This window comes from Streptomyces sp. NPDC059740 (assembly GCF_042733155.1).
In the GTDB taxonomy this organism is placed as follows: domain Bacteria; phylum Actinomycetota; class Actinomycetes; order Streptomycetales; family Streptomycetaceae; genus Streptomyces.
In genome coordinates, this window is the sequence record NZ_JBHWGP010000018.1 from 17,201 (window position 1) to 40,731 (window position 23,531).

Here is a 23,531-nt window from a genome sequence, read left to right on the forward strand (position 1 = left end):
CGGACCTCGCCCCTGCCTGGGGCGTGTGCGCTCCGGGGGCGGCCGGTAGGCTGCCCCGGTCGGAGCCGCCGCCACCAGACCACCGGGCGCCGACCCGAACCGCCAGGAAAGGAACGCCGACGTGCCGCCGTCCAGCGCCAGCACCTCCGACGCCAAACCCGCAGCGGGTGGCGTGCAGTCCCTTGAGCGGGCTTTCGACCTGCTGGAGCGGATGGCCGATGCGGGCGGAGAGGTGGGACTCAGCGAACTCTCCGCCAGCAGCGGTCTCCCCCTGCCCACGATCCACCGTCTCATGCGGACGCTGGTGTCCTGCGGTTACGTCCGCCAGCAGCCCAACCGCCGCTACTCGCTGGGGCCTCGGCTGATCCGGCTGGGCGAGAACGCCTCACGGCTGCTGGGCACCTGGGCCCGCCCCCACCTGGCGCGCCTGGTGGAGGAGACCGGTGAGACCGCCAACATGGCGCTGCTGGACGGCGACGAGATCGTCTACGTGGCCCAGGTGCCCTCCCGGCACGCGGTGCGCATGTTCACCGAGGTCGGCCGCCGGGTGCTGCCGCACACCACCGGGGTGGGCAAGGCGCTGCTGGCCAACGTGCCCGCCGAGGAGGTGCGGGCGCTGCTGGGACGCACCGGCATGCCGGCCGCCACCGACCGCACCATCACCGACCCCGACTCCTTCCTGGAGGCGCTCGGCCGGGTGCGTCAGGCCGGCTACGCGGTGGACGACAGCGAGCAGGAGATCGGCGTGCGGTGCCTGGCCGTGGCGGTCCCGGACTCCCCCAGCGCCGCCGCCATCTCCATCTCCGGCCCCACCGGCCGGCTGACGGAGGCCGCGACGGACAGCTTCGTCCCGGTACTGCAGGAGATCGCCGCGCAGCTCTCCAGGACGCTCGCCACCCAGAACCCGTCCTGACGCCGCCGGGCGGGAAGTCCGTGCGGCCGGGCCGTCCGGCACGGTGGCACCGCGGGCTTCCTCCCGGCGGCCACCCGGGCACGCGAGAGCGAGCGGCTCAACCGGTGGGCCCGGGCGGCCCGTCGACGGGTTCACGGGGGGACGGCAGGCCGGGCAGCGCGCCGAAGCGGCCTATGCAGTCGCGCACCTCGGCCAGCGCCGGGGCGAGGGCGCTCACCGAACCGAGCGCCCCGGCGACCAGCAGCAACGAGGCGTGCAGCCGTGGCGCCTCCGGGGCCCCGGACACCGTCATCGCGTTGAGCGCGGCGAGTTCCTCCTCGGCGACCGTCCGGTCGGGTAATTCCACGGGATAGGCGGCCAGTTCACGCCACATCCGGGACACCGCGGCCCGCAGCGCCACCACTCGCGGATCCGGCCCGTCCGCCGGGGGCTGCTCCGCCCCCACCTGCCACTGCTCCACGACTCCGGCTTTCTCCGGGCACGCAGCCCGACGTCCCTGGCCCCACCCGGGTACTGCGCCGGGTGCCGCGGTCAGTTAACGCCACGGGGCGAGGCACGCGCCACAGAAAGAGCGGAATTCGGCCGCTCCTTCCGAAAGAGCCCACCAGGCGCCGGGGAGTGGTACGGAGACGGCCGTACGGTGGCGTCCCGGGCCCGCACGGCGGTCGTCCACTTCGGGCCCGGCACGCCAGCCGCCCCACCCCCGCGCCAGGAGGTCAGCCATGTCTTCTTCTTCCCCTTCCGGTCCCGCGGAGCGCGCTCTGCCCGCACCTGCGGGTACGGCCGGCGCCTCCCGCCCCCCTGTGGCCGGACTGCTGCTGGCGGCCGGTGGCGGCCGGCGGCTGGGCGGACGCCCGAAGGCGCTGCTCGACCTGCGGGGACGGCCGCTGGTGGAGAACGCGGTGCGGGTCCTGCGGGAGGGGGGCTGCGGGACGGTGTGGGTGGTGCTGGGGGCGGCTGCCGACCAGGTCCTGGACCGGGCCGACCTGCGGGGCTGCGAGGTGGTGCGCAACGAGGACTGGGCGGCGGGCATGGGGACCTCGCTGCGGGCCGGCCTCGCGGCGCTGTCGGCCTCCGCCCCCCGGGGGACGTCCGCAGCGGTGGTCTCGCTGGTGGACCAGCCGGGCATCGGGGCCGCCGCGGTGGCGCGGGTGCTGGCGGCCCACGGGAACGGTGAGACGCTGGCGGCGGCCGGTTACGCGGGGGACCGCGGCCACCCGGTGCTGTTCGGTGCCGGGCGCTGGGCGGACGTGGCGGCGAGTGCCGGCGGGGATCGGGGGGCACGCGACTACCTGAGGGCACACCGGGCGGAACTCGCACTGGTCGAGTGCGGCGACGTGGCCGATCCGTACGACATCGACACGCCGCCCGACCTCGCCCGGCTGCACTGAGGCGTAGGGCCGCGGGGCCGGTGGCACCGGGCGCCAGTCGGGACGCCCGATGAGCCCGAATATGTCGGTCCAGAGAATCTCGACGTCAACAGACCATTGAACTTCCGCGATAAGGAAACTAGTCTCCACTGGTCAGAAGCGTCTGACCGCAGACCGGCCCTGCGGGCGTCCCGCCGGCCGCCGCGGCACTCCGTGCCGTTCCGCGTCCGCCGACCGTCCCGGGACCACCGCCCGAATGGAGTGAGCGAGCATGTCCGCACCAGCGCCGTCCCCGCTGGCCATCGTCGAGACCAGCCCCGAGCAGAACCTGCCCCGCCAGGACGAGGTGCTCACCGAGGCCGCGCTGGCCTTCGTGGCCGAGTTGCACCGCCGCTTCACGCCGCGGCGCAACGAGCTCCTCGCCCGCCGGGCCGAGCGGCGCGCCGAGATCGCGCGCACCAGCACGCTGGACTTCCTGCCGGAGACCGCCGCCGTCCGTGAGGACGACAGCTGGCGGGTGGCCGAGGCCCCCGCGGCGCTCAACGACCGCCGCGTGGAGATCACCGGTCCCACCGACCGCAAGATGACGATCAACGCGCTCAACTCCGGCGCGAAGGTGTGGCTGGCCGACTTCGAGGACGCCTCCGCCCCCACCTGGGAGAACGTCGTCGGCGGTCAGATCAACCTGATCGACGCCTACGAGCGCCGCATCGACTTCACCAGCGAGCAGGGCAAGACCTACGCGCTGAAGCCGGCCGAGGAGCTGGCGACCGTGGTGGTCCGCCCCCGCGGCTGGCACCTGGCCGAGCGCCACCTGACCGTCGACGGCGAGCCGGTCCCGGGCGCGCTGGTCGACTTCGGCCTGTACTTCTTCCACAACGCCCAGCGCCTGCTCGACCTCGGCAAGGGCCCGTACTTCTACCTGCCGAAGACCGAGTCGCACCTGGAGGCCCGCCTCTGGAACGACATCTTCGTCTTCGCCCAGGACCACCTCGGCATCGCGCAGGGCACGATCCGCGCCACCGTCCTCATCGAGACGATCACCGCGGCGTACGAGATGGAGGAGATCCTCTACGAGCTGCGCGACCACGCCTCGGGCCTGAACGCCGGCCGCTGGGACTACCTGTTCTCCATCGTGAAGAACTTCCGGGACGGCGGGGAGAAGTTCGTCCTGCCCGACCGCAACGCCGTCACCATGACCGCCCCGTTCATGCGCGCCTACACCGAGCTGCTGGTCCGCACCTGCCACAAGCGCGGTGCCCACGCCATCGGCGGCATGGCCGCGTTCATCCCCAACCGCCGTGACCCGGAGGCCAATGAGCAGGCGCTCGCCAAGGTCCGGGCCGACAAGGACCGGGAGGCCGGTGACGGCTTCGACGGCTCCTGGGTGGCCCACCCCGACCTGGTGCCGGTCGCGCGCGAGTCCTTCGACGCGGTGCTGGGCGAGCGGCCGAACCAGAAGGAGCGGCTGCGCGAGGACGTCTCCGTCTCGGCCGCCGACCTCATCGCCATCGACACCCTGGAGGCGAAGCCGACCTACGACGGCCTGGTCAACGCCGTCCAGGTGGGGCTGCGCTACGTCGAGGCGTGGCTGCGCGGCCTGGGCGCGGTGGCGATCTTCGGCCTGATGGAGGACGCGGCCACGGCCGAGATCTCCCGCTCGCAGATCTGGCAGTGGATCAACGCCGGTGTCGTCTTCCAGGACGGTGAGCACAAGGGCGAGAAGGTCACCCCGGAGCTGGTGCGCACGGTGGCCGCGCAGGACCTGGCCGCGGTCCGCGCCGAGCTGGGTGAGGAGGCGTTCGCCGCCAGCCGCTGGCAGGAGGCGCACGACCTGCTGCTGCGCATCGCGCTGGACACCGACTACGCCGAGTTCCTGACGCTGCCGGCCTACGAGCTGCTGGGCTGAGCACCGCCGCCGAGTGGGGGTGCCGGCACCGCGGTCCGCGACGGGCCGACGGGTCGGCACCCCGCCGTGCTGCCGGCCGGGGTGACAATCGAGGCGTCCGCCTGTTGCACACCGTCCGGAAGGGACCGATCGTGGCAGACCGCCAGGACCAGGACCGCCTCTACAGCCTGCTCGCCGAACGTCCGTGGAGCACCCTAGTGACGCTCAAGTCCGACGGCAGGCCGCAACTCTCCAACGTGCTGCACGCCTTCGACCCGGTCGGCCGTACCGTGCGGGTCTCCGTCACCGAGGACCGCGCCAAGACCCGCAACCTGCGCCGCGACCCGCGGGTGAGCCTGCACGTCTCGACGCCCGACGGCTGGGGGTACGCGGTCTTCGAGGGGGTTGCCGAGCTCTCCCCGGTGGCGGCCGACCCGCAGGACGCGACCGTGGAGGCGCTCGTCCGGCTCTACCGGGACCTCCAGGGCGAGCACTCCGACTGGGACGAGTACCGCGCCGCGATGGTCGCCGACCGGCGGGTGCTCCTCTCCTTCACGGTGGACCACGCCTACGGCGCGGTCCGGGGCTGAGAGGGCTCCGGCGACAGGGCCCGGGGGCGACGGTCCGCCCGCGGCACACCGCCCCCGCCCGGGTGCGGGCTCAGCGCGCGCGGGTCGCCTGCGCCGGGGGTGAGGCCCCGTCGGCCGGCTCGGCGGGTCGCCCGGGGGAACCCTCCTGGCCGGTGGACGCCGACGGGTGAGCCGGGGCCGGGTGGTCCTCCGTCCCGGACAGCGCCTCCGCGGCCTTCTCCAGCCCCTCCTCGCCCCGCCGGCGGCCGAGGTGGTTGAAGAGCAGGTTGAGCACGACCGCCACCACGCAGCCGGTGCTGATGCCGGAGTCCAGGACCACCAGGAGGTCCTTGGGCAGACCGTCGTAGAAGCCGGGGGCGGCGATCGGGATGAGGCCCACGCCCAGGGCGGCGGCGACGATCAGGGCGTTCTCGCCCTTGTCCATGGCGGCCGAGGCGAGGGTCTGGACGCCGCTGGCGGCCACCGACCCGAAGAGCACCACTCCCGCCCCGCCCAGCACCGGCAGCGGCACCAGGGAGATCACGGAGGCCGCGGCCGGGCAGAGCCCCATGACCAGCAGGATCGCCCCGGCGGTGGCGACGACGAACCTGCTGCGGACCTTCGTCATCGCCACCAGGCCGATGTTCTGCGCGAAGGCGCTGTTGGCGAAGCCGTTGAACAGGGGGCTGACCAGCGAGCCGAGGGTGTCGGCGCGCAGGCCGCCCTCGATGGTCCGCTCGTTCGCGGGCCGGTCCACGACACGGCCGAGGGCGAGCATGTCGGCCGTGGACTCCGTCATGCACACCAGCATCACGATGCACATCGAAATGACCGCGGCGGCGTCCAGTTCCGGGGCGCCGAAGTGGAAGGGCGTGGGGAAGCCGACGAGGTCGGCGTGGGCCAGCGGGGAGAAGTCGGTGATGCCCACGGGTATCGCCACCAGGGTCCCGACGACCAGCCCCAGCAGGATGGAGATCTGCTGGAGGAAGCCGCGCAGCACCTTGCGGAGCACCAGGACGACCACGAAGGTGAACAGTGCCATGCCGAGGTTGGTCAGGGACCCGCCTTGAGAGGACTGCTCTCCCCCGCCCTGCGCCCAGCCGTAGGCGACCGGCAGCAGCGAGACGCCTATCAGGGTGATGACGGTGCCGGTGACCACGGGCGGGAAGAAGCGGATGAGCCGGGAGAAGTAGGGCGCCGCCAGGAAGCCGAGCGCGCCGGCGACCATCACCGCGCCGAAGACGACCGGCAGCGCGTGCCCCGGTGCCTGGGACTTGGCGATGGCCACCATCGGGGTGACACCGGCGAAGGACACCCCGTTGACGAACGGCAGCTTGGCGCCGACCCGCCAGAAGCCGAGCGTCTGCAGGAGGGTGGCGATGCCGGCGGTGAAGAGGGCGGCGCCCATGAGGAACGCCGTCTCGGTCGCGTTCAGCCCACAGGCGGGCCCGACGATCATCGGGGGCGCCACCACGCCCGCGTACATCGCGGCCACGTGTTGCAGGCCGCTGGTGAACATGCGCAGGGGCGGGAGGGTGGCGTCGACGGGGTGCCGGCCACCGGTGGGGGCGTCGGGCGCGGAAGTTGCGGCCACGGAAGGCCTCCTTCGATTTCTGCGCGGCCCTCGGGCCGGCGCGAATGCTGTCACGGAGGTGGTGCGAGGCGCGGGCGGTGCGGGCGGCCGGGGTGCGGCCCCGGTCGGTGCGCGGGCCCCTGGTGGGGGCCGTCGCGGGCCAGGTGCGAGCCGAGGGCGTTCAGCCCGGTGCTCGCGGCGCGGATACCGGTGGTGCGGGTGCAGGTGGTGACGCAGAGGCTGCTGGGACGGTGAGACAGGTGGTGCTTGTGGCGTGGGAGTTACGGAGGCGACGAGCGGTGCGTGAACTGGCGGACGGCGCACGCTCGGTGCGGGTCCGGGGGCACGGCGGACCGTCCCCCCGGACGCCGTCGCCCGCCGCAGCCTCCTCCCGGGAGACCGCGGCGGGCTCGGCGGGGAGCCGTCCCTCCCCGCCGGGTCGGGGGGCGCGGGCTCAGCCGCCGGCGGCGATCCGGGCCAGGCGCCGCGCCTGGGTCCGGGCGGCGCGGGCGACCTCGTCCTCGTCGACGCCCGTCAGCCTGCCCCGCTCCACGACGGGTTCGCCGCCGACCAGGGAGAGCGTGACGGGCGCGGCTGCGCCGAAGACGAGGGCGGCGACCGGGTCGGCGATGGTGGAGTGGCCGAGGCCGTCGAGCTTCCACAGCACGAGGTCGGCGAGCTTGCCCACCTCGACGGAGCCCAGCTCCGCCTCACGACCGAGCACGCGGGCGCCGCCGAGGGTGCCCAGCCGCAGTGCCTGCCGCGCGGTGAGCGCCGCCTCCCGGTGCGGGCCGAGGCGGTTGACCAGCAGCGCGTTGCGCAGCTCGGTGTGGAGCTCGCCGGACTCGTTGGAGGCCGTGCCGTCCACCCCCAGCCCCACCGGGACGCCGGCGCGCAGCATGTCGGGCACCCGGGCGATGCCCGCGGCCAGGCGGGCGTTGGAGGAGGGGCAGTGGGCGACGCCGGTACCGGTGGCCGCGAAGGCCGTCACGTCCTCGTCGGTCATGTGGACGCAGTGGGCCATCCACACGTCCTCGCCGAGCCAGCCGGTGGAGCGGAAGTAGTCGGTGGGGCCCATCCCGAACAGCTCGTGGCAGAACTTCTCCTCCTCCACCGTCTCCGAGCCGTGGGTGTGCAGCCGTACGCCCTTGCGGCGGGCCAGTTCGGCGCCCTGCCGCAGGAGTTCGGTGGAGACCGAGAACGGCGAGCAGGGCGCCACGGCGATGTGCACCTTCGACCCGAAGGAGGCGTCGTGGTACCGGTCGAGGGCCTCCTCGGTGGCCAGCAGCGCGCCTTCGGTGGTCTCCACCGCGAAGTCGGGCGGCAGGCCGCCGTCCTTCTCGCTGCGGTCCATCGAGCCGCGGGCCAGGGTGATGCGGGCCCCGACCTCGGCGGCGGCGCGCAGTTCGGCGCCCACCAGGTCGCCGGCGCCGTCGGGGAAGACGTAGTGGTGGTCGGAGGCGGTGGTGACGCCGCCGCGCACCATCATGGCCAGCGAGCCCCGGGTGGCGGCGGCGAGCATCTCCTCGTCGATACGCGCCCAGGTGGGGTAGAGGGCGACCAGCCAGTTGAAGAGGTTGTGGTCGGTCGCCAGCCCCCGCGTGATCCACTGGTAGAAGTGGTGGTGGGTGTTGACCAGCCCGGGGGTGAGCAGGTGTCCGGTGCCGTCGACGCGGCGCACCACGTTCGCCAGGGCCTCGGGGGCCGGGCCCGCGCCGACCGATTCGATGACCTGGTCAGCGACGACGACGTGCCCCGCCGTGTACTCGGTGTCCTCGCCGTCGACGGTGGCGATCGCGCAGTTCTCGATGACGATGCGCTGCCTGACCGGACTGTCAGGGGCTGCCGATGAAGCCATGCTGCTTCCTCTTCCTGGTGACTGGCTGATTCCCCCGGGACGGTGTTCCCCGCCCGGGGGAGGGCACGGCAGGGCCCTACGGGATTTGAGTGCCGGAGCCGGACGCGGCGGGTGACAGTACCGCCGCCCCGGTGGTCCTCCGGGTGCCGAGATGGTGGAAGAACAGGTTGAGCGTGACCGCGACGAGTGCGCCGGCGCTGATGCCGGAGCCGAGCACGGTCTGCGCCCAGGCCGGGAAGTCCGCGTAGAAGCGGGGGGCGGCCAGCGGGATGATACCGGCGCCCAGCGAGACCGCGACCAGGATGATGTTGGAGCTGTCCTCCAGGCCGGCGGCGGAGAGGGTGCGGATGCCGCTGACGGCGATGGAGCCGAAGAGCACGATGCCCGCACCGCCCAGCACCGGCATGGGCACCAGGGAGACGACCCCGCCGAGCACGGGGAAGGCGCCGAGGAAGACGAGAGTGCCGCCGGCCGCCGCCACCACGAAGCGGCTGCGGACCCTGGTGAGCGAGACGACCCCGACGTTCTGGGCGAAGGCGCTGGTGGGGAACGTGCCGAAGACGGGCCCGAGGAGGGTGGCGATGCCGTCGGTGCGCAGCCCTCGGGTGATGGTCCCCGGGGTGCTGGGGCGGTCGCAGATCTCGCCGAGGGCGAGCATGCCCGCGCAGGACTCGGTCATCAGGACCAGCATCACAATGCAGAGCGAGAGGATCGCGGCGGGCTGGAACTCCGGGAGCCCGAAGGCGAAGGGGGTCGGCAGGGCAGCGGCGGGCGCCTGGCGCAGCGTGCTGAAGTCCGCCATGCCGAAGGGTATGGCGACCAGGGTGCCGGCGAGGAGGCCGATGAGGAGCGCCACCTGCTTGAGGAACCCGCTGGTGAACCGCTGGACGAGGAGGATGACCAGCAGGGTGAAGGCGGCGAGGGCCAGGTTGGGCAGCGAGCCGAAGTCGGGGGTGGTCGCGTCGCCGCCCTGGGCCCACTTGACGGGCACGGGCATCAGGGTGACGCCGATGAGCGTGATGACCACGCCGGTGACCAGCGGCGGGAAGAACCGCAGGAGTCTGCCGAAGAACGGGCCGATGGCGAGGCAGAAGGCGCCGGCCACCATCACCGCCCCGTAGATGGCGGGGAGTTGGTGCCCCTTGGCGGTGTTCTCCGCGATGGCGAGCATCGGGGTGATGCCGGCGGAGCTGGCGGCGTTGACGAACGGCAGGCGGTTGCCGGCGAACTTCGCGATGCCGAGGGTCTGCAGGAGGGTGGCGAGTCCGGCGATGAGGAGGCTCGCCGCGATGAGGCGGCTCTGTGCGGCGGCGTCGAGTCCGACTGCCTGGCCGACGATGAGCGGCGGGGTCACCACACCGGCGTACATGGCGGCGATGTGCTGGAGCGCGGCGGGGACCAGGCGCTTCAGTGCGGGCCGCTCGTCCACGGGGTGGACGGTGGGGGGGTGGTGGGAGGCGGGTGCGTGCTGGTGTGCCATGGGTCGCTCCCCTCGCGGTACGCCGCTCCCGCACCGTTGCGGGAGGCGACGTGGCACGACACTGCGTGTGTGGGCCGTGGTGGGCCGTGGTGGGTCGCGCCGGCGGTGAGCCGGGGGCCCCGGGGCCTGGGCCGGGCTGGAGCGCCGGGCCGGCCGTCGCGGCGGGCCCTGGTCTCGGGCCCGCCGGGCGCTGTGGTCGGCCGGACCCCGTGGGGCCCGGCCCTACTGTGCCGTCAGAGGTTGGTCAGGTCGACCGGGATGCGCGCCTCGGCGCCGTCCCGCAGGACGGTGGCCTCGATCAGACCGTAGGGACGGTCCGCCGCGAAGTACACCTCGTTGTCGTTCTTGAGCCCGAACGGCTCCAGGTCGACCAGGAAGTGGTGCTTGTTGGGCAGCGAGAAACGGATCTCGTCCACCTCGGAGCGGCTGTTGATGACCCGCGAGCCCATCTGGAACAGCGTCTGCTGCAGGGAGAGGCTGTAGGTCTCGGCGAAGGCGTGCAGCATGTGCTTCTTGACCTGCTCGTAGGAGCGGTTCCACTGGGGCTGGCGCTGCTCCTCGCCGGTCCAGTTGAAGCGCCAGCGACCGGTCACGGAGGTCGCCAGGATGCGGTCGTAGGCCTCCTTGAGCGTGGTGTAGCGGTCCTTGATGTAGCCCCAGAACTCCGAGTTGGTGGAGTTCATGACGGTGAGGTCCTTCAGGCCCGAGACGACCTCGAAGCCCTCGCCGTCGAAGGTGACCTGGGTCAGGCGGGTCTCCTGGCCCGTGCGCACGAAGGAGTGCTTGACCTCGTCGGCGCCGATGAAGCGGGAGTTGGCGTCGGAGGTCTCGATGCGCTCCCAGCCGTACTCCTCTATTCGGATGCGCGCCCGGTGGATCGGCTCCTGACTGGTGACGAAGTGGCGGGCGAGCTCGATGCCGAACTGCTCGGGCGAGTCGATGCCCTTCTCCTTGGCGAACGCGTAGACCGTGTTCTTGGTGGTGTCGGTCGGCAGGCAGTGGGCGTTCGACCCGGTGAGGTGGACGTCGGAGAGGTCGCCGGAGAGGGCCACCGAGACGTTCAGGTCCTTGATGTGGTGGGTGTCGCCGTCCCGCGTGATCTTGACGACGCGGGTCTCCGCCTTGCCGTACTGGTTCTGGCCGAGAATCGTGGGCATGCTAGCTCCCTCGGTATACGGAGTAGCCGAACGGGTTGAGCAGCAGCGGTACGTGGTAGTGCTCGCCCGGCTTGACGGCGAAGGTGATCGCCACCTCCGGGAAGAAGGCTCCGCTGTCCCTTACGCGGGGGGCGTCCTGCTGTTCCTCGGCTGAGCTGGTGGTCGTGGATGGAGCCGTGAAGTACGCCTCGGTGGCGAACTCCAGGCGGACGTGCGTGGTGCCGTCCGGGAGGGGCGGCAGGTCCTTGCAGCGGCCGTCAGCGTCGGTGGCGGAGGTGCCGTGCGCGGTCCAGTCGCCTTCGGCCGCACGCACCGAGCAGGTGAGTGCGACGCCGTGGGCCGGCAGGCCCCGGCTGGTGTCCAGGATGTGCGTGGACACCGAGGTGGGGCCGGTGGCGGTCGGGCCGCTCATGAGGCGTCTCCTTCTGCTTCCACCATGCGGTTCAGGCGGATGCGGTTGATCTTGCCCAACTCTCCGCGCACGATCTCTCGTTCGTGTTCCGCGGAGTTGTCGATGCGGTCGCGTACGGCGTCACGCATCTGCGCGGCCGTCCGGCCGGTCGCGCAGATGAGGAAGACGTGCCCGAACTTCTCCTGGTAGGCCAGGTTCAGTTCGAGCATCTCCGCCTTGAGCTCCTCCGAGGCGCCGGCCATGCCGCGCTGTTCGCGCGCCGAGGTCGGGTCGCCCGGCTTGGGGCGTCCGATGGGCGGGTGGCCGGCCATCGCCTCGGCGAGGTCCTCGGCGGTCAGTGCGGCCGTGGCGGCCTCACCGGCCGCCAGGAGAGCCGCGAGGTCGGCGTACGGACGGTGCGCGAGGACGGCGTCCCCCCAGGCCCGACTGGTGCACACCTCGTGCAGCGCGGCACGGGCCGCGCCGTCCTCGGCTGCGTTGAACCGGGCCAGTCCCGGCGTCGAACTCGATGACACGGGTGGGCCTCCGTGGCGTGATGCTGATCGGGTTCTGCTGATTGGCTGGGAACAGCTAAGACCCCCGGCAACATCCCGTCAACACTTTGTTGAAAAGTTGGAGCGGGGAAACATCGCCGCGGGCCAGCGGCCCCGGCGAGTTGTGCGGTTGTGGTGAAGGTACCGAAACCCCTTGATCAGGAAGGGCCGGAACCCGCCGCCCGGCAGGACGCAGGCACCGCGCCCCCAGTGCCCCTCCCGACGCGCGGCGGACGGGGGCGGATTGTGGCCACCACGCCCGCAACCGCCGGCCGCACGACGGAACGCCCGCCACCGGGGGGGTGGCGGGCGTTCCGGGCCGGGCCGCAGGCGGCGGGCCCGGGCTCAGCCGGCGTCCGGGGCGCCACCTGCTCCGGTGGCGTTGTCCCTGTTGAGGTAGTTGTAGACGGTGAACCGGGAGACGCCCAGGGCCCCGGCGACGGTCTCCACACCGTGGCGCACCGAGAAGGCGCCGCGCGTCTCCAGGATGCGCACCACCGACTGCTTCGTCTTGCGGTCCAGTTGCGCCAGCGGCTTGCCGTGGCGGCGTTCCAGCTCGGCGAGGATGTGGTCCAGGGACTCCGAGAGGTGGGGCAGCCGCACCGCCACCCGGTCCTCACCGTCCCAGCTCAGGACGACGTCGTCGCCCTCGGCGTCCCCCGGGGGGACCATCCGTGCGCCCATGGCGTCCACCAGCGGCTTCACCGCGCGGACGAAGGGGTGGTCGGCGGGTTCCGTCACACGCCTCTCCCCCCGGGCTCCTCGCCGTCCCCGGGCAGGACGTTGACCTGGAGCGAGACCCGGGTGGCGCCTGCCGCCAGAGAGCGTCGCAGCAGGGCGTCGACCGCGCCCAGCACCTGTTCGGCGCCACCCTCGGCGGTGTTGCCGAAGGGGCCGACGTCCACGGCCTCCAGCGCCGCCCCGGTGACGACCTCCCGGGCCACCACCGCGTGGTCCGGGGTGTCGTCCAGGTCGAACGGCTCCGTCGTGAACTCCACTCTCAATCTCACTAAGCCCCCAGGACCTCAGCTCTGACCTGCGTGTTTCTCTCAATCGGACCGACTGTGAGGGCGCTTTGGGGCACTTTGCCCGGCCCGGCGCGGAACGCACCGGCCCGCCGTGGTCCCGACCGGACGCGCCGGCCCACGGGACGAGGCGACTGTGCACGTGCGCGCCCGTCACAGCGTCGGTGTGCCCCGGCTGCCGAGACGACCTTAACGGAACTCCCCGGACCACCGGCAGGGACGCGGAACCACCCCCCGCACGGTGCTGCGCCCGGGCGCCCGGGCACAGCCGGCCCCGCGCCCGGGCGCCCGGCACCGCCGGCGCGGCCGGGTCGGGGTGCCCCGCGCCGGCCCGGCCGCGCTCCTCTCAGCGGGTCCGGCCGGCGGCTGCGGCGTGGGCCTCCAGGGCGGCGGCGACGGTGTCGAGGAACCTGGCGTGCGCCGGGGCGCTGGCCGGCGGTTCGGGGTTCCAGGGCAGTACGGCTGCGGCCATCCGCGTCCCGGGCGGGCCGGTCAGCTGTGCGGCGGGGGCGGCGTGGGCACGGGCGTCCGCCAGCACGACGTCGGGGTGGAGCGCGGTGGCCTCCGGCCAGGCGGTGGTCGCCCAGTTGGCGCCCGGTCCCTGCGGTGGGGCCGGGAGCCGGACGCCGAGGGCGGCCAGCGCCCGCAGCTCCGGCCATGCCTCGGGGCGCGCCAGGTGAACGGTCCCGGGGCCGGCGGACGAGAGGGCCAGCACGCGGGCCCGGCTGCCGGCGGCGGCCCGGCGCACCCGTTCCCGGGCCGCCGCCAGCTCCGCCAGGCCCGGCTCACCGGTGGCGCCGAGCCCCGTGGCCAGCTCCCGGAAGCGGGCGCGCACCGCGTCCACCTCACGGCCGGGGGCGACGCTCAGGGCGAGGCAGGGTATGCGCTCCTCGATCCGCCCGGTGACGGCCGGCGGCAGGGCGTAGAGGCTCTTCTCGTCGTAGGTGACGGTGACCAGCAGGTCGGGCCCGGCGGCCAGCAGTTCCTCCACCCGGAACCCCTCGCCCGCCCCGTACCAGGTGAGCCGCTCCGCCGGCAGGGACGCGGAGGTCGCCGGGTCCGGGGCGTCGCCGTCGTGCAGGGAGCCGAAGACACCGTGGACGCGGACCCCCAGGTCCTCCAGGGTGGCCGCGGCCTGGACGTAGGCCACCAGCCGCTGAGGAGGCCGGTCGGCGGTGACGCGGTGTCCTCGGTCGTCGGTGAAGCCCCAGGGCGTGATGGGCGGACTCGGGTGGGACGGCTGTGCCGGTGGCGGTGCCATGGCGGTACCCCTTCCACGTGGGCCGCGGCGCCCGTCCTGCCCACCGCCCGGGGCTGCGGTGCGAGGACCGGCCGCCCGTCGCGGGGCGGGGCGCGGCCGGGCCGCCTCCCGTCCGCGGGGCACGGGCCGGGGTGGGACGGGCGCCGGCCGGCGCTCGGACGCGACCGCCGGGGTGGCGCTGCGGTCGCCGGGCCGATACCTGCCCAGGCGCGGCACGGGATATCCGCCCGGTGCCATGGCGGCAGGGCGGAGCGCGGTCTGCGCCACCGGGGCCGGAGGCGGGTGGTGGAGCGGGCGGGTGCGCGGGGCGGGGCCGCCGGTGGCCGCCGGCGTGGCGGGTCAGCTGCTGAGCTCGGGTTTGCCGAAGAGGGCGGCGTATCCGGAGGGGAGCTGGCTCAGGACGCGGTTGAGCTCTCCGCCGGAGATGGTCTGGGCGACGGTGGACAGTACCGCGCTGGCGTCCCACTCGGCGGTGTGGGGCGCGGCGTCGGTGACCTCGGCGACCTGGCGGCAGAACTCCTCGACGCCGAAGTGGGGGGTGTCCTCGGCGGCGGCGCTCTCCAGTGCAGGGTGCAGCGGGGGCGGCAGCTGGGCCGCGAGGTGGCGTACCGAACCTGCGGTGAGCCGGGAGCCGAGGACCTGGAGCACGACCGTGGTGGCCTGCTCGGCCTCCTCACGGCTGGCGTACTCGCCGAGTTCCCGCACCTTCGCCACGAACGCGTCGTAGGTCATCGCTCCTGCTCCCTGCCTCGCCGGTCACGCTGTGACGCGGAGGGCCGCGCGCCACCGGGGGCCGGGTGCCCGCCGCGGCCGGGCCTGATGCAGCAGGGCGGGCAGGGAAAGGGCCCCGGCCGGCAGGGGGGTTCCGGTCGGGGCCCGTGGCAGGGGAACCGGCGCCGCAGTCACCTCGCGGGCTGGGCGGGTGCCCGCTCGGCGCTCCTCGCCGGGCCGGGAGGCGGGGGTCAGTCGTTGCTGAGCATCGCGGTGCGCAGCCGCCCCAGGCAGCGGGAGAGCAGACGGGAGACGTGCATCTGCGAGATGCCGAGCTCCTCCCCTATCTGCGACTGGGTCATCTCCTGGCCGAAGCGCATCTCCAGGATGCGGCGGTCACGCGGCTCCAGCCGGCCGAGCAGCGGCTTGAGGGCGTGCAGGTCCTCCACGAGGTCGAGGTCCTCGTCGCGCTCCCCGATCAGGTCGGCGAGCGGCGCCTCGTTCTCGTCGTCGTTGACCGTGGCGTCGAGGGAGGCGGCGTTGTAGCCGTTGGCCGCGACCTGGCCCTCGATGACCTCCTCCTCGCTGATCCCGAGGTACTCGGCCAGCTCGGCCACGCGAGGGGAGCGGCCGTGGCGGGAGGTGAGCCGCTCGGTCGCCTTGGCGAGGTCCACGCGCAGCTCCTGGAGGCGGCGGGGCACCCGCACGTCCCAGGTGGTGTCGCGGAAGAACCGCTTGATCTCGCCCACGATGTAGGGGATGGCGAGGGTGGTGAACTCCACCTCGCGCTCCAGGTCGTAGCGGTCGATGGCCTTGATCAGGCCGATCGTGCCGACCTGGACGATGTCCTCCATCTCGTCGCCGCGGCTGCGGAAGCGGGAGGCGGCGTACCGGACCAGGGAGAGGTTGATCTCGATGAGGGTGTTGCGCGCGTACTGGTACTCGTGCGTCCCCTCCTCAAGGGTGGCCAGCCGCTCGAAGAACAGCTTGGTCATCTCCCTGGCGTCCTGCGGCGCCACGCTCTGCGGCTGCGCGACGTGCGGCAGTTCCACCGGGGGCGCCGGGGCGTCGCCGCGGGGAATGGCGCGCTCCGTCTCGACGACGCCCTGCGAGATCCCCGTGGTCGGCTCGACGCTCATGGTCATGGCCTGGCTCCTCCCCTGTCGGTCCATCGCGGTACGAGGCACCGCCTACCCAGCCGCCGGCACGGCACGCCTGCCGGTTTGCGACTTCTTTCCGGCCGGCCCGGCCCGGGCGGCCCCACCGGGTGTTCCGGGCTGCGGGCGCCGGGCCGGTACGGTCCCGGCGGTCCGGTCCGGCCTATACGGGGGTGGTGGCGGCCGGGTGCGTCATGGCGGTGCGGGGCGCGGGCAGGACCGCGGCGAGGCCGGTGTCCCGGGCGGTCTCGGGGGCGGTGTCCGGAGCGGCGCTCAGCAGTGAGTCGTCGGTGGTGCGGGCGCCGGGCAGACGGTACTGGGCGGCGAGGAGGGCCGCGTCGACGTCCCCGGTGCCGGTGATGACGCACAGGGTGTGGGACAGGTCGCGGAAGCGCTGCTCGACGGCGGCGTCCGCGGTCCCCGCGAGGACCTCCCGCTCGGCTGCGTGGAAGCGGCGGAGGAGGTCCTGCAGCACTGCCGGGTGCGCCATCAACACGGTGGTCTCCTTGGGAGTCTTATCCATTTGAGCGTTCGATCAGGCCGCGTGGTCCGGTGCCGTGCATCGCAGGGCACCGGGAGGTCCTCGTAGCGGAGCCACGGGGGCTTCCCGGCGGCGCGACGGGGTGCGGTGCCGGGCCGCGCGCCCCGGACGGGCATACGGAACGCGGGCTCCTCAACGGCCTGCCACGGTGGTTCGGGGCCCGGATACCCCGGCCGAAGGCAGCCATGCCGGCGGGCGCCGGGTGCCGCGCGGGCGGGTGCGCGCAGGCCGCAAGGGGGTCAGGGCGCGGGCTCGGCGGCGGTGTCCCCGGTGCGGGTGACCCGGGCGGCCACCTCCCGCAGTTTGATGTTGTGGTCCTGCGAGGCCTTCCGCAGGACCTGGAAGGCCTGTTCCTCGGTGAGCTGGTGGCGGCCCATGAGGATTCCCATGGCCTCGCCGATCTCGTGGCGCGTCTCCAGGGCGTGCCGGAGCTGGGAGTGGGTCCGTGCGCTGGCCATCGCCACCGCGGCGTGCGAGGCGAGCACCCAGCCCGCGTGCTCAGAGGCGCCGCTGAACGCGTGGGAGCGGTAGGAGTAGAGGTTGAGCGCGCCGAGGTTGTCCTCCTCGGTGTAGAGGAGGAAGCCCATCATGCAGCCCACGCCCAGGGCGTGGGCCCGGGGGGCGAACCGCGGAAACCGCTCGGTGCGGGCCATCTCGTCGACGCGGTAGACCCGTTCCCGCTCCCGCAGAGCGTCGAAGCACGGCCCCTCGCCCAACTCGCCCTGCGCGGCGTCCGATTCGCGGACGAGGTCGTCGGTGGCGGCGAGGGTGCGCACCCGACCGCCCTGCACGGTCAGGATGCCCGCGGCGTCACACCCCTCGACCAGTCCGACGGCGTGCGCCGCGATGCGGTCCAGGGTGTCCTGGAAGGACTCCTGGTGCAGGAGGTCGCGCGCCACGTGCGCCAGCTTGGTGGCGTACTCCTCCCAGTCGGTGTCCTGCTCGACCACCGCTCCTCCTCCGGCCGTGGCGCCCGCCGAGGGTGCGCCGGTTTCTGACAGCCTCCCGTACGACGGGCCGACGGGCACGGCGACGCTCAGGCGTTTCCCTTCCGCAGGCGGCGTCTCCCCGCGCCGGGAGCGGGCCCGGGGCTTCAGCGGGCCCGCCAGCCCGACCACCGTTCCACGGTGACCTCGATGACCGGGCCCTGCGGCGGGTGCTCCCGGTAGTGGGCGGGGTAGCGCCCGGCCAGCAGCGCCAGGTGCCGGGAGGCGGTGTCGGCGCCGGGTGCGCACCCGGCTGCCGCCGCCGCGGCTCCGGGGGCCTCCAGCACCTGGGCGCGACCGTCGGCGCGGGCCCACCACAGGGCGTCCCAGTCCTCCTCGTAGTGGTCGGCGAGGAGGCTGACCGCGGGCTGCTCACCGATGTCGGCCAGCCGTCCGAGGTTCCGGGTCCGTTTGGGCTTGTGGTCCACGGCGGTGACCAGCAGGTCGCCCGTGACGGCGAAGACCACGGGGACCAGGTGCGGCCGGCCGCCGGCGTCGGCTGTGGCCAGGCGCGCGATGCGGGAGGCCGCGAACCTCTCCCGCGCCTCCCGGTCGGTCATCCTCGGCACGCCGGCCGCCTCCTCAGCGGTATTCCTGGGCGACGGTGGCCAGGTCGTCGAGGATCCGCAGGGTGCGGGCCTCGGGCTCGGTCGGCAGGTACAGCAGCAGCCGTTCGACGTCCAGTTCGGCGTAGGCGGCGATGTCCCGCGGTTCGGCGGAGGCCCCGTAGACGGTGACTGGCACGTCCCGGCCGGCCCGTGCCCTCATCTGCCGGATCTGGTCGGCCAGCTCCTGTGGCGGGACGCCGTTGGCGAGCCAGACGTCACCGAGTTCGGCGATGCGCGGGAACGCGCCGGGCCCGCCGCCCACCCAGATCGGCGGGTGCGGCTTCTGCACCGGCTTGGGCCAGGAGTGGACGGGGGCGAAGTCGACGAACTCGCCGTGGAACTCGGGCTGCTCCTGTGTCCAGAGCTCCTTCATCGCGCGCAGCCGCTCGTCCACCAGCCGCCCGCGGGTGCGGGGGTCGGTGCCGTGGTTCTCCATCTCCTCGCGGTTCCAGCCGACGCCGACGCCGAAGACGGCCCGGCCACCGGAGACGTGGTCGAGGGAGGCGACCTCCTTCGCCGTGATCAGCGGGTCGCGCTGGGCGACGAGGGCGACGCCGGTGCCCACCAGCAGGCGCTCGGTGACGGCTGCGGCGGCGGAGAGCGTCACGAAGGGGTCGAGGGTGCGGTAGTAGATGCCGGGGAGGTCGCCGCCGCCCGGATAGGGGCTGCGTCGCTCGGCCGGGATGTGCGTGTGCTCGGCCACCAGGAGCGAGTCGAAACCCCGCTCCTCCAGGGCCCGGGCCAGCGGGGCCGGGGCGATGCCCTGGTCGGTGACGAAGGTGGAGACTCCGAACCTCACGTCGTGTCCTTTCCGCAGCGGAACGTCTGTCACTCCCCCGCTCACCGTATGGCTCGCAGGACGCTCCTCACACCTGGTCGGGGCCGCCCGGGGCGACGGCAGCCATGTGGAGCAGTGGGTGTTTTCCCCAGGCCGGCAGGGGCACGCGGGCACCGGTACACCGCAGGCGGTCGGATCTGGAGGAACGCCGTGGCCGACATCTCCCCCAACGAACTGGACACGCTGTGGGACGACTTCCACCGTGTGGTCAACATGACCTCGCAGGAGCTGAGCGTGTGGCTGCTCACCGACTCGGCGGCTGAGGACGGCGCGGAGCCGGACCACCTGGGCACCGAGAAGGGGCGGCACGTACTCCGCATCCTGCAGAAGCGCCGTACCGACCTGACCGACGACGACGTCCGCGTCATGCGCAACGTCGTCGACACCATCACCGCGGAGCGCCGCGAGGACCTGGAGCCCACCGCGGGGCAGGAGAACTGGCGCCACCGTCTGATGCGGCTGGGCCACGATCCGCTCAAGCCCGCCTCGTGAGCACCGCCGACCAGCGGCGGACGGTGTCGGCACTGCTGGCGGGCCACGGCAGGACGTACGCCGCGGAGGCCGGGGTGCGGCTGCGGGACACCCCGCAGCCGCTCTACCAGCTCCTGGTGCTGGCGGGGCTGCTGAGCGCGCGCATCCGCGCCTCGATCGCGGTGGCCGCGGCCCGGGCGCTCTTCGACGCCGGGATGCGGGATCCACGCCGTATGGCGGAGGCGACCTGGCAGCAGCGGGTGGACGCCCTCGGCGAGGGGGGCTACCGGCGGTACGACGAGCGGACCGCCACCCAGTTGGGCGAAGGGGCACAGCTGCTGCGCGACACCTACCGCGGTGACCTGCGGCGCATGCGCCAGGAGGCCGACGGCGACCTGGCGGCGCTGCGTGACGCCCTGCGCAAGGTGCCCGGCATCGGCCCGACGGGAGCCGACATCTTCCTGCGCGAGGCACAGGCGGTGTGGCCCGAGTTCGTGCCCCACCTGGACGGCAAGGCCCTGCAGGGCGCCGAACGCCTGGGGCTGCCTTCCGATCCCCGCGCGCTCGCCCGCCTGGTGGACCGCGACCGGACGGCGGAGCTGGCGGCGGCGCTGGTGCGCGCGGCGCTGGACAAGGAGGTCGTCGAGGACGTGCGGCGCCGGGTCGCCGCCGACTAGCCCGACGGGACGGAGGGGCGGACCGTGGGAGGGAGCCCCGAGGGAGGGCCCGGCCCCGGGTCGGGAAGCCCGTCCGGGGTACACGCCACGGCGGCACGGTTCGTCCGGCGGGGGCTTCGAAGGCTCCCTGCCGGGCACGGCCGCTGCCGGGGCGCGGAGCTTAACCGTCCCCATCAGGGGTAGTCAGAGTCCTCCCGACGAGAAGGGACGCAGGACAGTGACTGGAACCATTGATCACCGCCCGGCCGCTCAGACCGACCACTCGGTGGGAGATCTCGTCCGGCAGGCGTCCGAGCAGCTCTCGACCCTGGTGCGCCAGGAGCTGCGGCTCGCGCAGGTCGAGATGGTCCACAAGGGCAAGCGGGCGGGGATCGGCGGCGGCCTGTTCACCGGCGCCGGTCTCTTCGGCCTGGTCGCCCTGCTGGCCGCGGTGACGGCCGGCATCGCGGCACTGCACCTTGCGCTCCCGCTGTGGGCCGCCGCCCTCGTGATGACGGGGTTCCTGCTGATCGTCGCGGGGGTCATGGCGCTCCTGGGCAAGAAGGAGCTGAGCGGGGCCGCACCGGCGAAGCCGGACCACGCCATCGGCAGCGTGCGTACCGACGTCGAGGAGATCAAGGAGAGGGCACACCCATGAGTACAGGTTCCGAGGGCAAGGAGAGCTCCGAGGAGCGGCAGCTGCGGGCGCAGATCGAGCAGACCCGCGCCGAGCTGGGCGAGACCGTCGAGAACCTCGCCGCCAAGGCCGACGTGCGGTCCCGCGCGCAGGAGAAGGCGGCGCAGACCAGGGCGAAGGCCCAGGCCCGGGTCGCGGAGGTCAGGACGAGGGTGCGGAGTTCCGACCAGGACTCCTCGCCCGGCCGGGCCACCCGTGTGCAGGAGCGGGCGGGTGACTTCACCCACCGCGCCCAGGACCGGGCCGTCGCCGCGGGCCACCAGGCGCAGGCCAGGCTGGAGCAGACCCACGCGCCGGAGCACGCCCGGGACGCCGCCCGCCGGGTGCGGGCGCACACTCCCGAGCGCGCCCGGAGCCTGGCCGTGCCGTTGGCGGCGGCCGCGGCGGTCGCGTTGACGGCGGCCCTCTGGCGCCGTCGTGCCATGAGGGGGTGCTGAGCCGTGGCAGAGAAGCTGTTCAAGATCGTGACGCTGGTGGTGGGCCTGTTCGGCGGTGTGATCGCCGGGGCGCTGTTCAAGCAGGTGTGGAAGCGGACGGCGGGCGAGGAGGAGGCGCCGAGCCCCACCGACGAGGACACCACCTGGAAGGAGATGCTGCCGGCCGCCGCCCTCCAGGGCGCGCTCGCCGGGGTGGTGCGCGCCTGCCTGAGTCGGGGTGGTGCCTCCGCCGTCCGCAAGCTGACGGGGACCTGGCCCGCCTGAGTCGTCCCTGAGGGCAGGGCCTTCCTCAGGGGCCCTGCCGCGTGCGGAGCCTGCACGGGCCCGGCCGGACCGGGTGGTCCGGCGGGCCCGTCGTCACTTCTTCTTCCGGCCGCGGCCGCGGGGCTCGAGCGCTTCCGGCCGGTGCACCGACGACTTCCCCGACTTCTGACTGCGGACCTTGTACTGCGGGTCGTCCGGGGAGGCGTCGACCGTCCGGCCGGCCTCCTCGGTCCGCTCGGTGACCTCCTTCTCGACCGTGCCCTCGGTCTTCGACCCGTGGGTCCGCCAGGCCACCTCGTCGCCCTTGCGCAGCTTCCTGTCCTTCGCCACCGCTTCCTCCTCCTCGGGCCCGGAACGCCGCCGGCGTCCGCCTGCCACAACGTCGGTGCCGGTGACCGCCGGCCGCCCGTGGGGGGCGGTGCCGCGGCCGTGCACGGGGTGACCGGCCGGGCCGCCGGCAAACCCTCAGGGGCCCGAAGACGCCGGTCAGACGGGTTCGATGGGGCGGTGGCGGTGGCCGGCGGCGTGCCTACGATGCGGACATGGCCCTCTTCACCGTCGAGCACGTCACCCCCCTGGGAGCACCTGCGGCCTGGGAGCGGCTGACGGACTGGCCCCGCCACGGTGACCGCGTTCCCCTCACCCGGGTGTCCCGGCGCGGCGCCGGGCCCACCGGCGCGGGCACGGTGGTCCTGGCCAGGACCGGGGTGGGCCGGCTGGGCTTCGACGACCCGATGGAGGTCGTGCACTGGTCGCCGCCGGCGGGAGGCGGCCCCGGCCGCTGCCGACTGGTCAAGCGGGGGCGGGTGGTGCACGGGTGGGCGGAGTTCGAGGTGGTCCCGCTGGCGGTCGGCGCCCGGGCGGTCTGGCGCGAGGAGGTCTCGGTGCGGGGCCTGCCGGCGTGGTGCGAGGCCGCCGTGGCACCGGTCGGACGGCTGCTCTTCGGCGGGGTGCTCCGCCACCTGCTGCGGGGCTGAGGGCGTTCACCGGCGCGCACCGCCGCACCCCTGCCGGGCGACCACGGACAGTCACCCCCTTGACAGGACCCACCCCTGCCCGCCAGTCTTCCATATAACAAAAGTCAGATTCCGCGATGCGAAAGGTAGCCTGGCACTGATGGGCTTCGCCGACCTGCGCCACGACGTCAACCTGTCCATCCTCTTCACCGAACTCCCGCTCCTGGAGCGGCCCGCCGCGGCCCGCGCCGCGGGTTTCACCGCCGTGGAGCTGTGGTGGCCCTGGATCGACGCCCCCGTCCCCGAGGACCGCGAGCTGGACGCGCTGCGCGACGCCCTGCGGGAGGCCGGGACCCAGTTGGTGGGCCTGAACTTCTACGCCGGCGCACTGCCTGGACCGGACCGCGGCGCCCTCTCGGTGCCCGGCGAGGAGTCGGCCCGCTTCCGGGCCAACGTGCCGGTGGCCGCCGAGTTCGCCCGCTCCGTGGGGTGCCGTTCCCTCAACGCCCTCTACGGCAACCGGGTCCAGGGTGTGGATGCGGCCGCACAGGACGAACTCGCCATGGAGAACCTGGTGTTCGCGGCGAAGGCCGCCCACTCCGTGGACGCGACCCTGCTGATCGAGGCGCTCAACCAGCCCGAGTCGCCGGCCTGTCCGATCGTCTCCGCCCCCGCGGCGATCGAGGTGATCGAGAAGGTCAACGCGGCGACCGGACTGGACAACGCCCGCTTCCTGATGGACCTCTACCACCTGTCGATGAACGGCGAGGACCTCGCCGAGGTCATCGACAAGTACACCCCCCTCACCGCCCACGTCCAGATCGCCGACAACCCCGGCCGCGGCGCCCCCGGCACCGGCCGTCTCGACCTCGCCGGCCTGCTGGACCGGTTGCGCGGGCGCGGCTACGAGGGCTGGGTCGGCCTGGAGTACAAGAACGGCGACCGGCCGAGCGCGGAGACCTTCGACTGGCTCCCCCGCGAGGCCCGGGCGGCGCACTGACGCGCCCGCCGGCGAGGTCACCGCGCCCGCGCGGCCGGTGACCCGCTCCCCACAGATCCCCCGGTGGCGACGCTGACAACCTGTCCTGTCGCGCCCAGGCGTCGCCACCGGGGCACCACACGCTGCCCGGGCACCCCCCGGGATCACGCCCACAACTTTTCAACAAACTG

At 73.6% G+C, this 23,531-nt stretch carries 28 protein-coding genes; 11 read left to right on the forward strand and 17 right to left on the reverse strand.

Translation table 11 applies throughout. From position 1 onward, the window contains the following. Nucleotides 1-121 precede the first annotated feature (121 nt). Nucleotides 122-913, forward strand: coding sequence for an IclR family transcriptional regulator (locus ACFV3R_RS20830; RefSeq protein ID WP_385584906.1), 792 nt, complete (start codon nt 122-124; stop codon nt 911-913). A 97-nt stretch (nt 914-1,010) separates the two neighbouring features. On the opposite strand, the gene ACFV3R_RS20835 is transcribed toward ACFV3R_RS20830, so the two are convergent. Further along, entirely contained in the window at nt 1,011-1,286 is a 276-nt protein-coding gene (locus tag ACFV3R_RS20835; RefSeq protein WP_385585177.1) for a DUF5955 family protein, read from the reverse strand. Nucleotides 1,287-1,716: 430 nt separating this feature from the next. Between ACFV3R_RS20835 and ACFV3R_RS20840 the strand changes: the two genes are divergently transcribed. From ACFV3R_RS20840 to ACFV3R_RS20850, 3 genes are all read left to right on the forward strand, one after another. Beyond that, complete coding sequence (locus ACFV3R_RS20840) at nt 1,717-2,304, forward strand: NTP transferase domain-containing protein (protein ID WP_385585181.1); 588 nt, start codon at nt 1,717-1,719, stop codon at nt 2,302-2,304. Between the two features lie 250 nt (nt 2,305-2,554). Next, a complete protein-coding gene (aceB, locus tag ACFV3R_RS20845; RefSeq protein ID WP_385584909.1) occupies nt 2,555-4,192 on the forward strand; it encodes a malate synthase A in 1,638 nt (545 codons plus the stop codon). 128 nt (nt 4,193-4,320) lie between these two features. Further along, nucleotides 4,321-4,761: a PPOX class F420-dependent oxidoreductase gene (locus ACFV3R_RS20850; RefSeq protein ID WP_385585184.1), complete on the forward strand. Its 441-nt coding sequence runs from the start codon at nt 4,321-4,323 to the stop codon at nt 4,759-4,761. A gap of 70 nt (nt 4,762-4,831) precedes the next feature. Here ACFV3R_RS20850 and ACFV3R_RS20855 read toward each other — a convergent pair whose 3' ends face one another. The 15 genes from ACFV3R_RS20855 to ACFV3R_RS20925 all read right to left on the reverse strand — a co-directional run bounded on the left by ACFV3R_RS20855 (nt 4,832) and on the right by ACFV3R_RS20925 (nt 18,841). Then, the gene (locus ACFV3R_RS20855; protein ID WP_385584912.1) at nt 4,832-6,334 is read right to left on the reverse strand and encodes a nucleobase:cation symporter-2 family protein; all 1,503 of its coding nucleotides are present in this window, start codon (nt 6,332-6,334) and stop codon (nt 4,832-4,834) included. A gap of 433 nt (nt 6,335-6,767) precedes the next feature. After that, nucleotides 6,768-8,171 (reverse strand): 8-oxoguanine deaminase, encoded by a 1,404-nt coding sequence (locus tag ACFV3R_RS20860; RefSeq protein WP_385584915.1) that lies wholly within the window; start codon nt 8,169-8,171, stop codon nt 6,768-6,770. Between the two features lie 76 nt (nt 8,172-8,247). Continuing rightward, entirely contained in the window at nt 8,248-9,651 is a 1,404-nt protein-coding gene (locus tag ACFV3R_RS20865; RefSeq protein WP_385584918.1) for a nucleobase:cation symporter-2 family protein, read from the reverse strand. A 233-nt stretch (nt 9,652-9,884) separates the two neighbouring features. Further along, the gene (gene pucL, locus ACFV3R_RS20870) at nt 9,885-10,808 is read right to left on the reverse strand and encodes a factor-independent urate hydroxylase (RefSeq protein ID WP_385584921.1); all 924 of its coding nucleotides are present in this window, start codon (nt 10,806-10,808) and stop codon (nt 9,885-9,887) included. A 1-nt stretch (nt 10,809) separates the two neighbouring features. Next, complete coding sequence (gene uraH / locus ACFV3R_RS20875; RefSeq protein ID WP_385584924.1) at nt 10,810-11,220, reverse strand: hydroxyisourate hydrolase; 411 nt, start codon at nt 11,218-11,220, stop codon at nt 10,810-10,812. Further along, the gene (gene uraD, locus ACFV3R_RS20880; RefSeq protein ID WP_385584927.1) at nt 11,217-11,735 is read right to left on the reverse strand and encodes a 2-oxo-4-hydroxy-4-carboxy-5-ureidoimidazoline decarboxylase; all 519 of its coding nucleotides are present in this window, start codon (nt 11,733-11,735) and stop codon (nt 11,217-11,219) included. The genes uraH and uraD overlap by 4 nt, the downstream gene beginning before the upstream one ends. Before the next feature lie 363 nt (nt 11,736-12,098). After that, entirely contained in the window at nt 12,099-12,494 is a 396-nt protein-coding gene (locus tag ACFV3R_RS20885) for a helix-turn-helix domain-containing protein (protein WP_385584930.1), read from the reverse strand. After that, complete coding sequence (locus tag ACFV3R_RS20890) at nt 12,491-12,763, reverse strand: hypothetical protein (RefSeq protein WP_385584933.1); 273 nt, start codon at nt 12,761-12,763, stop codon at nt 12,491-12,493. The genes ACFV3R_RS20885 and ACFV3R_RS20890 overlap by 4 nt, the downstream gene beginning before the upstream one ends. A 361-nt stretch (nt 12,764-13,124) precedes the next feature. Next, nucleotides 13,125-14,039, reverse strand: coding sequence for an ABC transporter substrate-binding protein (locus tag ACFV3R_RS20895; protein ID WP_385584935.1), 915 nt, complete (start codon nt 14,037-14,039; stop codon nt 13,125-13,127). Between the two features lie 339 nt (nt 14,040-14,378). After that, nucleotides 14,379-14,771 carry a DUF2267 domain-containing protein gene (locus tag ACFV3R_RS20900; protein ID WP_385584938.1) on the reverse strand — a complete coding sequence of 131 codons (393 nt, stop codon included), beginning with the start codon at nt 14,769-14,771 and terminating at the stop codon, nt 14,379-14,381. 230 nt (nt 14,772-15,001) lie between these two features. Further along, a complete protein-coding gene (locus tag ACFV3R_RS20905) occupies nt 15,002-15,895 on the reverse strand; it encodes an RNA polymerase sigma factor SigF (protein WP_385584941.1) in 894 nt (297 codons plus the stop codon). A 175-nt stretch (nt 15,896-16,070) separates the two neighbouring features. Continuing rightward, the gene (locus tag ACFV3R_RS20910; protein WP_385584944.1) at nt 16,071-16,430 is read right to left on the reverse strand and encodes a DUF5133 domain-containing protein; all 360 of its coding nucleotides are present in this window, start codon (nt 16,428-16,430) and stop codon (nt 16,071-16,073) included. A gap of 257 nt (nt 16,431-16,687) precedes the next feature. Beyond that, on the reverse strand, nt 16,688-17,398 hold the full coding sequence (locus ACFV3R_RS20915) for a GAF and ANTAR domain-containing protein (protein ID WP_385584947.1): 711 nt from the start codon (nt 17,396-17,398) through the stop codon (nt 16,688-16,690). Nucleotides 17,399-17,541: 143 nt separating this feature from the next. Beyond that, nucleotides 17,542-18,003, reverse strand: a complete 462-nt coding sequence (locus ACFV3R_RS20920; protein ID WP_385584950.1) for a TIGR03668 family PPOX class F420-dependent oxidoreductase — start codon at nt 18,001-18,003, stop codon at nt 17,542-17,544. 13 nt (nt 18,004-18,016) lie between these two features. Further along, nucleotides 18,017-18,841, reverse strand: a complete 825-nt coding sequence (locus ACFV3R_RS20925) for an LLM class F420-dependent oxidoreductase (protein ID WP_385584953.1) — start codon at nt 18,839-18,841, stop codon at nt 18,017-18,019. A gap of 189 nt (nt 18,842-19,030) precedes the next feature. Here ACFV3R_RS20925 and ACFV3R_RS20930 point away from each other — a divergent pair, with 189 nt between their 5' ends. The 5 genes from ACFV3R_RS20930 to ACFV3R_RS20950 all read left to right on the forward strand — a co-directional run bounded on the left by ACFV3R_RS20930 (nt 19,031) and on the right by ACFV3R_RS20950 (nt 21,405). Continuing rightward, nucleotides 19,031-19,372 carry a DUF3140 domain-containing protein gene (locus ACFV3R_RS20930; RefSeq protein ID WP_385584956.1) on the forward strand — a complete coding sequence of 114 codons (342 nt, stop codon included), beginning with the start codon at nt 19,031-19,033 and terminating at the stop codon, nt 19,370-19,372. Further along, nucleotides 19,369-20,028, forward strand: coding sequence for an endonuclease (locus ACFV3R_RS20935; protein ID WP_385584959.1), 660 nt, complete (start codon nt 19,369-19,371; stop codon nt 20,026-20,028). The genes ACFV3R_RS20930 and ACFV3R_RS20935 overlap by 4 nt, the downstream gene beginning before the upstream one ends. A gap of 217 nt (nt 20,029-20,245) precedes the next feature. Then, nucleotides 20,246-20,665 carry a phage holin family protein gene (locus tag ACFV3R_RS20940; RefSeq protein WP_385584961.1) on the forward strand — a complete coding sequence of 140 codons (420 nt, stop codon included), beginning with the start codon at nt 20,246-20,248 and terminating at the stop codon, nt 20,663-20,665. Then, nucleotides 20,662-21,141 carry a DUF3618 domain-containing protein gene (locus ACFV3R_RS20945; RefSeq protein ID WP_385584964.1) on the forward strand — a complete coding sequence of 160 codons (480 nt, stop codon included), beginning with the start codon at nt 20,662-20,664 and terminating at the stop codon, nt 21,139-21,141. The genes ACFV3R_RS20940 and ACFV3R_RS20945 overlap by 4 nt, the downstream gene beginning before the upstream one ends. A gap of 3 nt (nt 21,142-21,144) precedes the next feature. Then, nucleotides 21,145-21,405 carry a DUF4235 domain-containing protein gene (locus ACFV3R_RS20950; RefSeq protein ID WP_385584967.1) on the forward strand — a complete coding sequence of 87 codons (261 nt, stop codon included), beginning with the start codon at nt 21,145-21,147 and terminating at the stop codon, nt 21,403-21,405. A 93-nt stretch (nt 21,406-21,498) separates the two neighbouring features. Here the strand turns inward: ACFV3R_RS20950 and ACFV3R_RS20955 are convergent, their stop codons facing one another. Then, the gene (locus ACFV3R_RS20955; protein WP_385584970.1) at nt 21,499-21,735 is read right to left on the reverse strand and encodes a DUF2945 domain-containing protein; all 237 of its coding nucleotides are present in this window, start codon (nt 21,733-21,735) and stop codon (nt 21,499-21,501) included. 212 nt (nt 21,736-21,947) lie between these two features. On the opposite strand from ACFV3R_RS20955, the gene ACFV3R_RS20960 reads away from it, so the two are divergent. Both ACFV3R_RS20960 and ACFV3R_RS20965 read left to right on the forward strand, forming a co-directional pair. After that, on the forward strand, nt 21,948-22,382 hold the full coding sequence (locus ACFV3R_RS20960; protein WP_385584973.1) for an SRPBCC family protein: 435 nt from the start codon (nt 21,948-21,950) through the stop codon (nt 22,380-22,382). A gap of 139 nt (nt 22,383-22,521) precedes the next feature. After that, entirely contained in the window at nt 22,522-23,361 is an 840-nt protein-coding gene (locus tag ACFV3R_RS20965) for a TIM barrel protein (protein WP_385584975.1), read from the forward strand. The last annotated feature ends 170 nt before the right edge of the window (nt 23,362-23,531 follow it).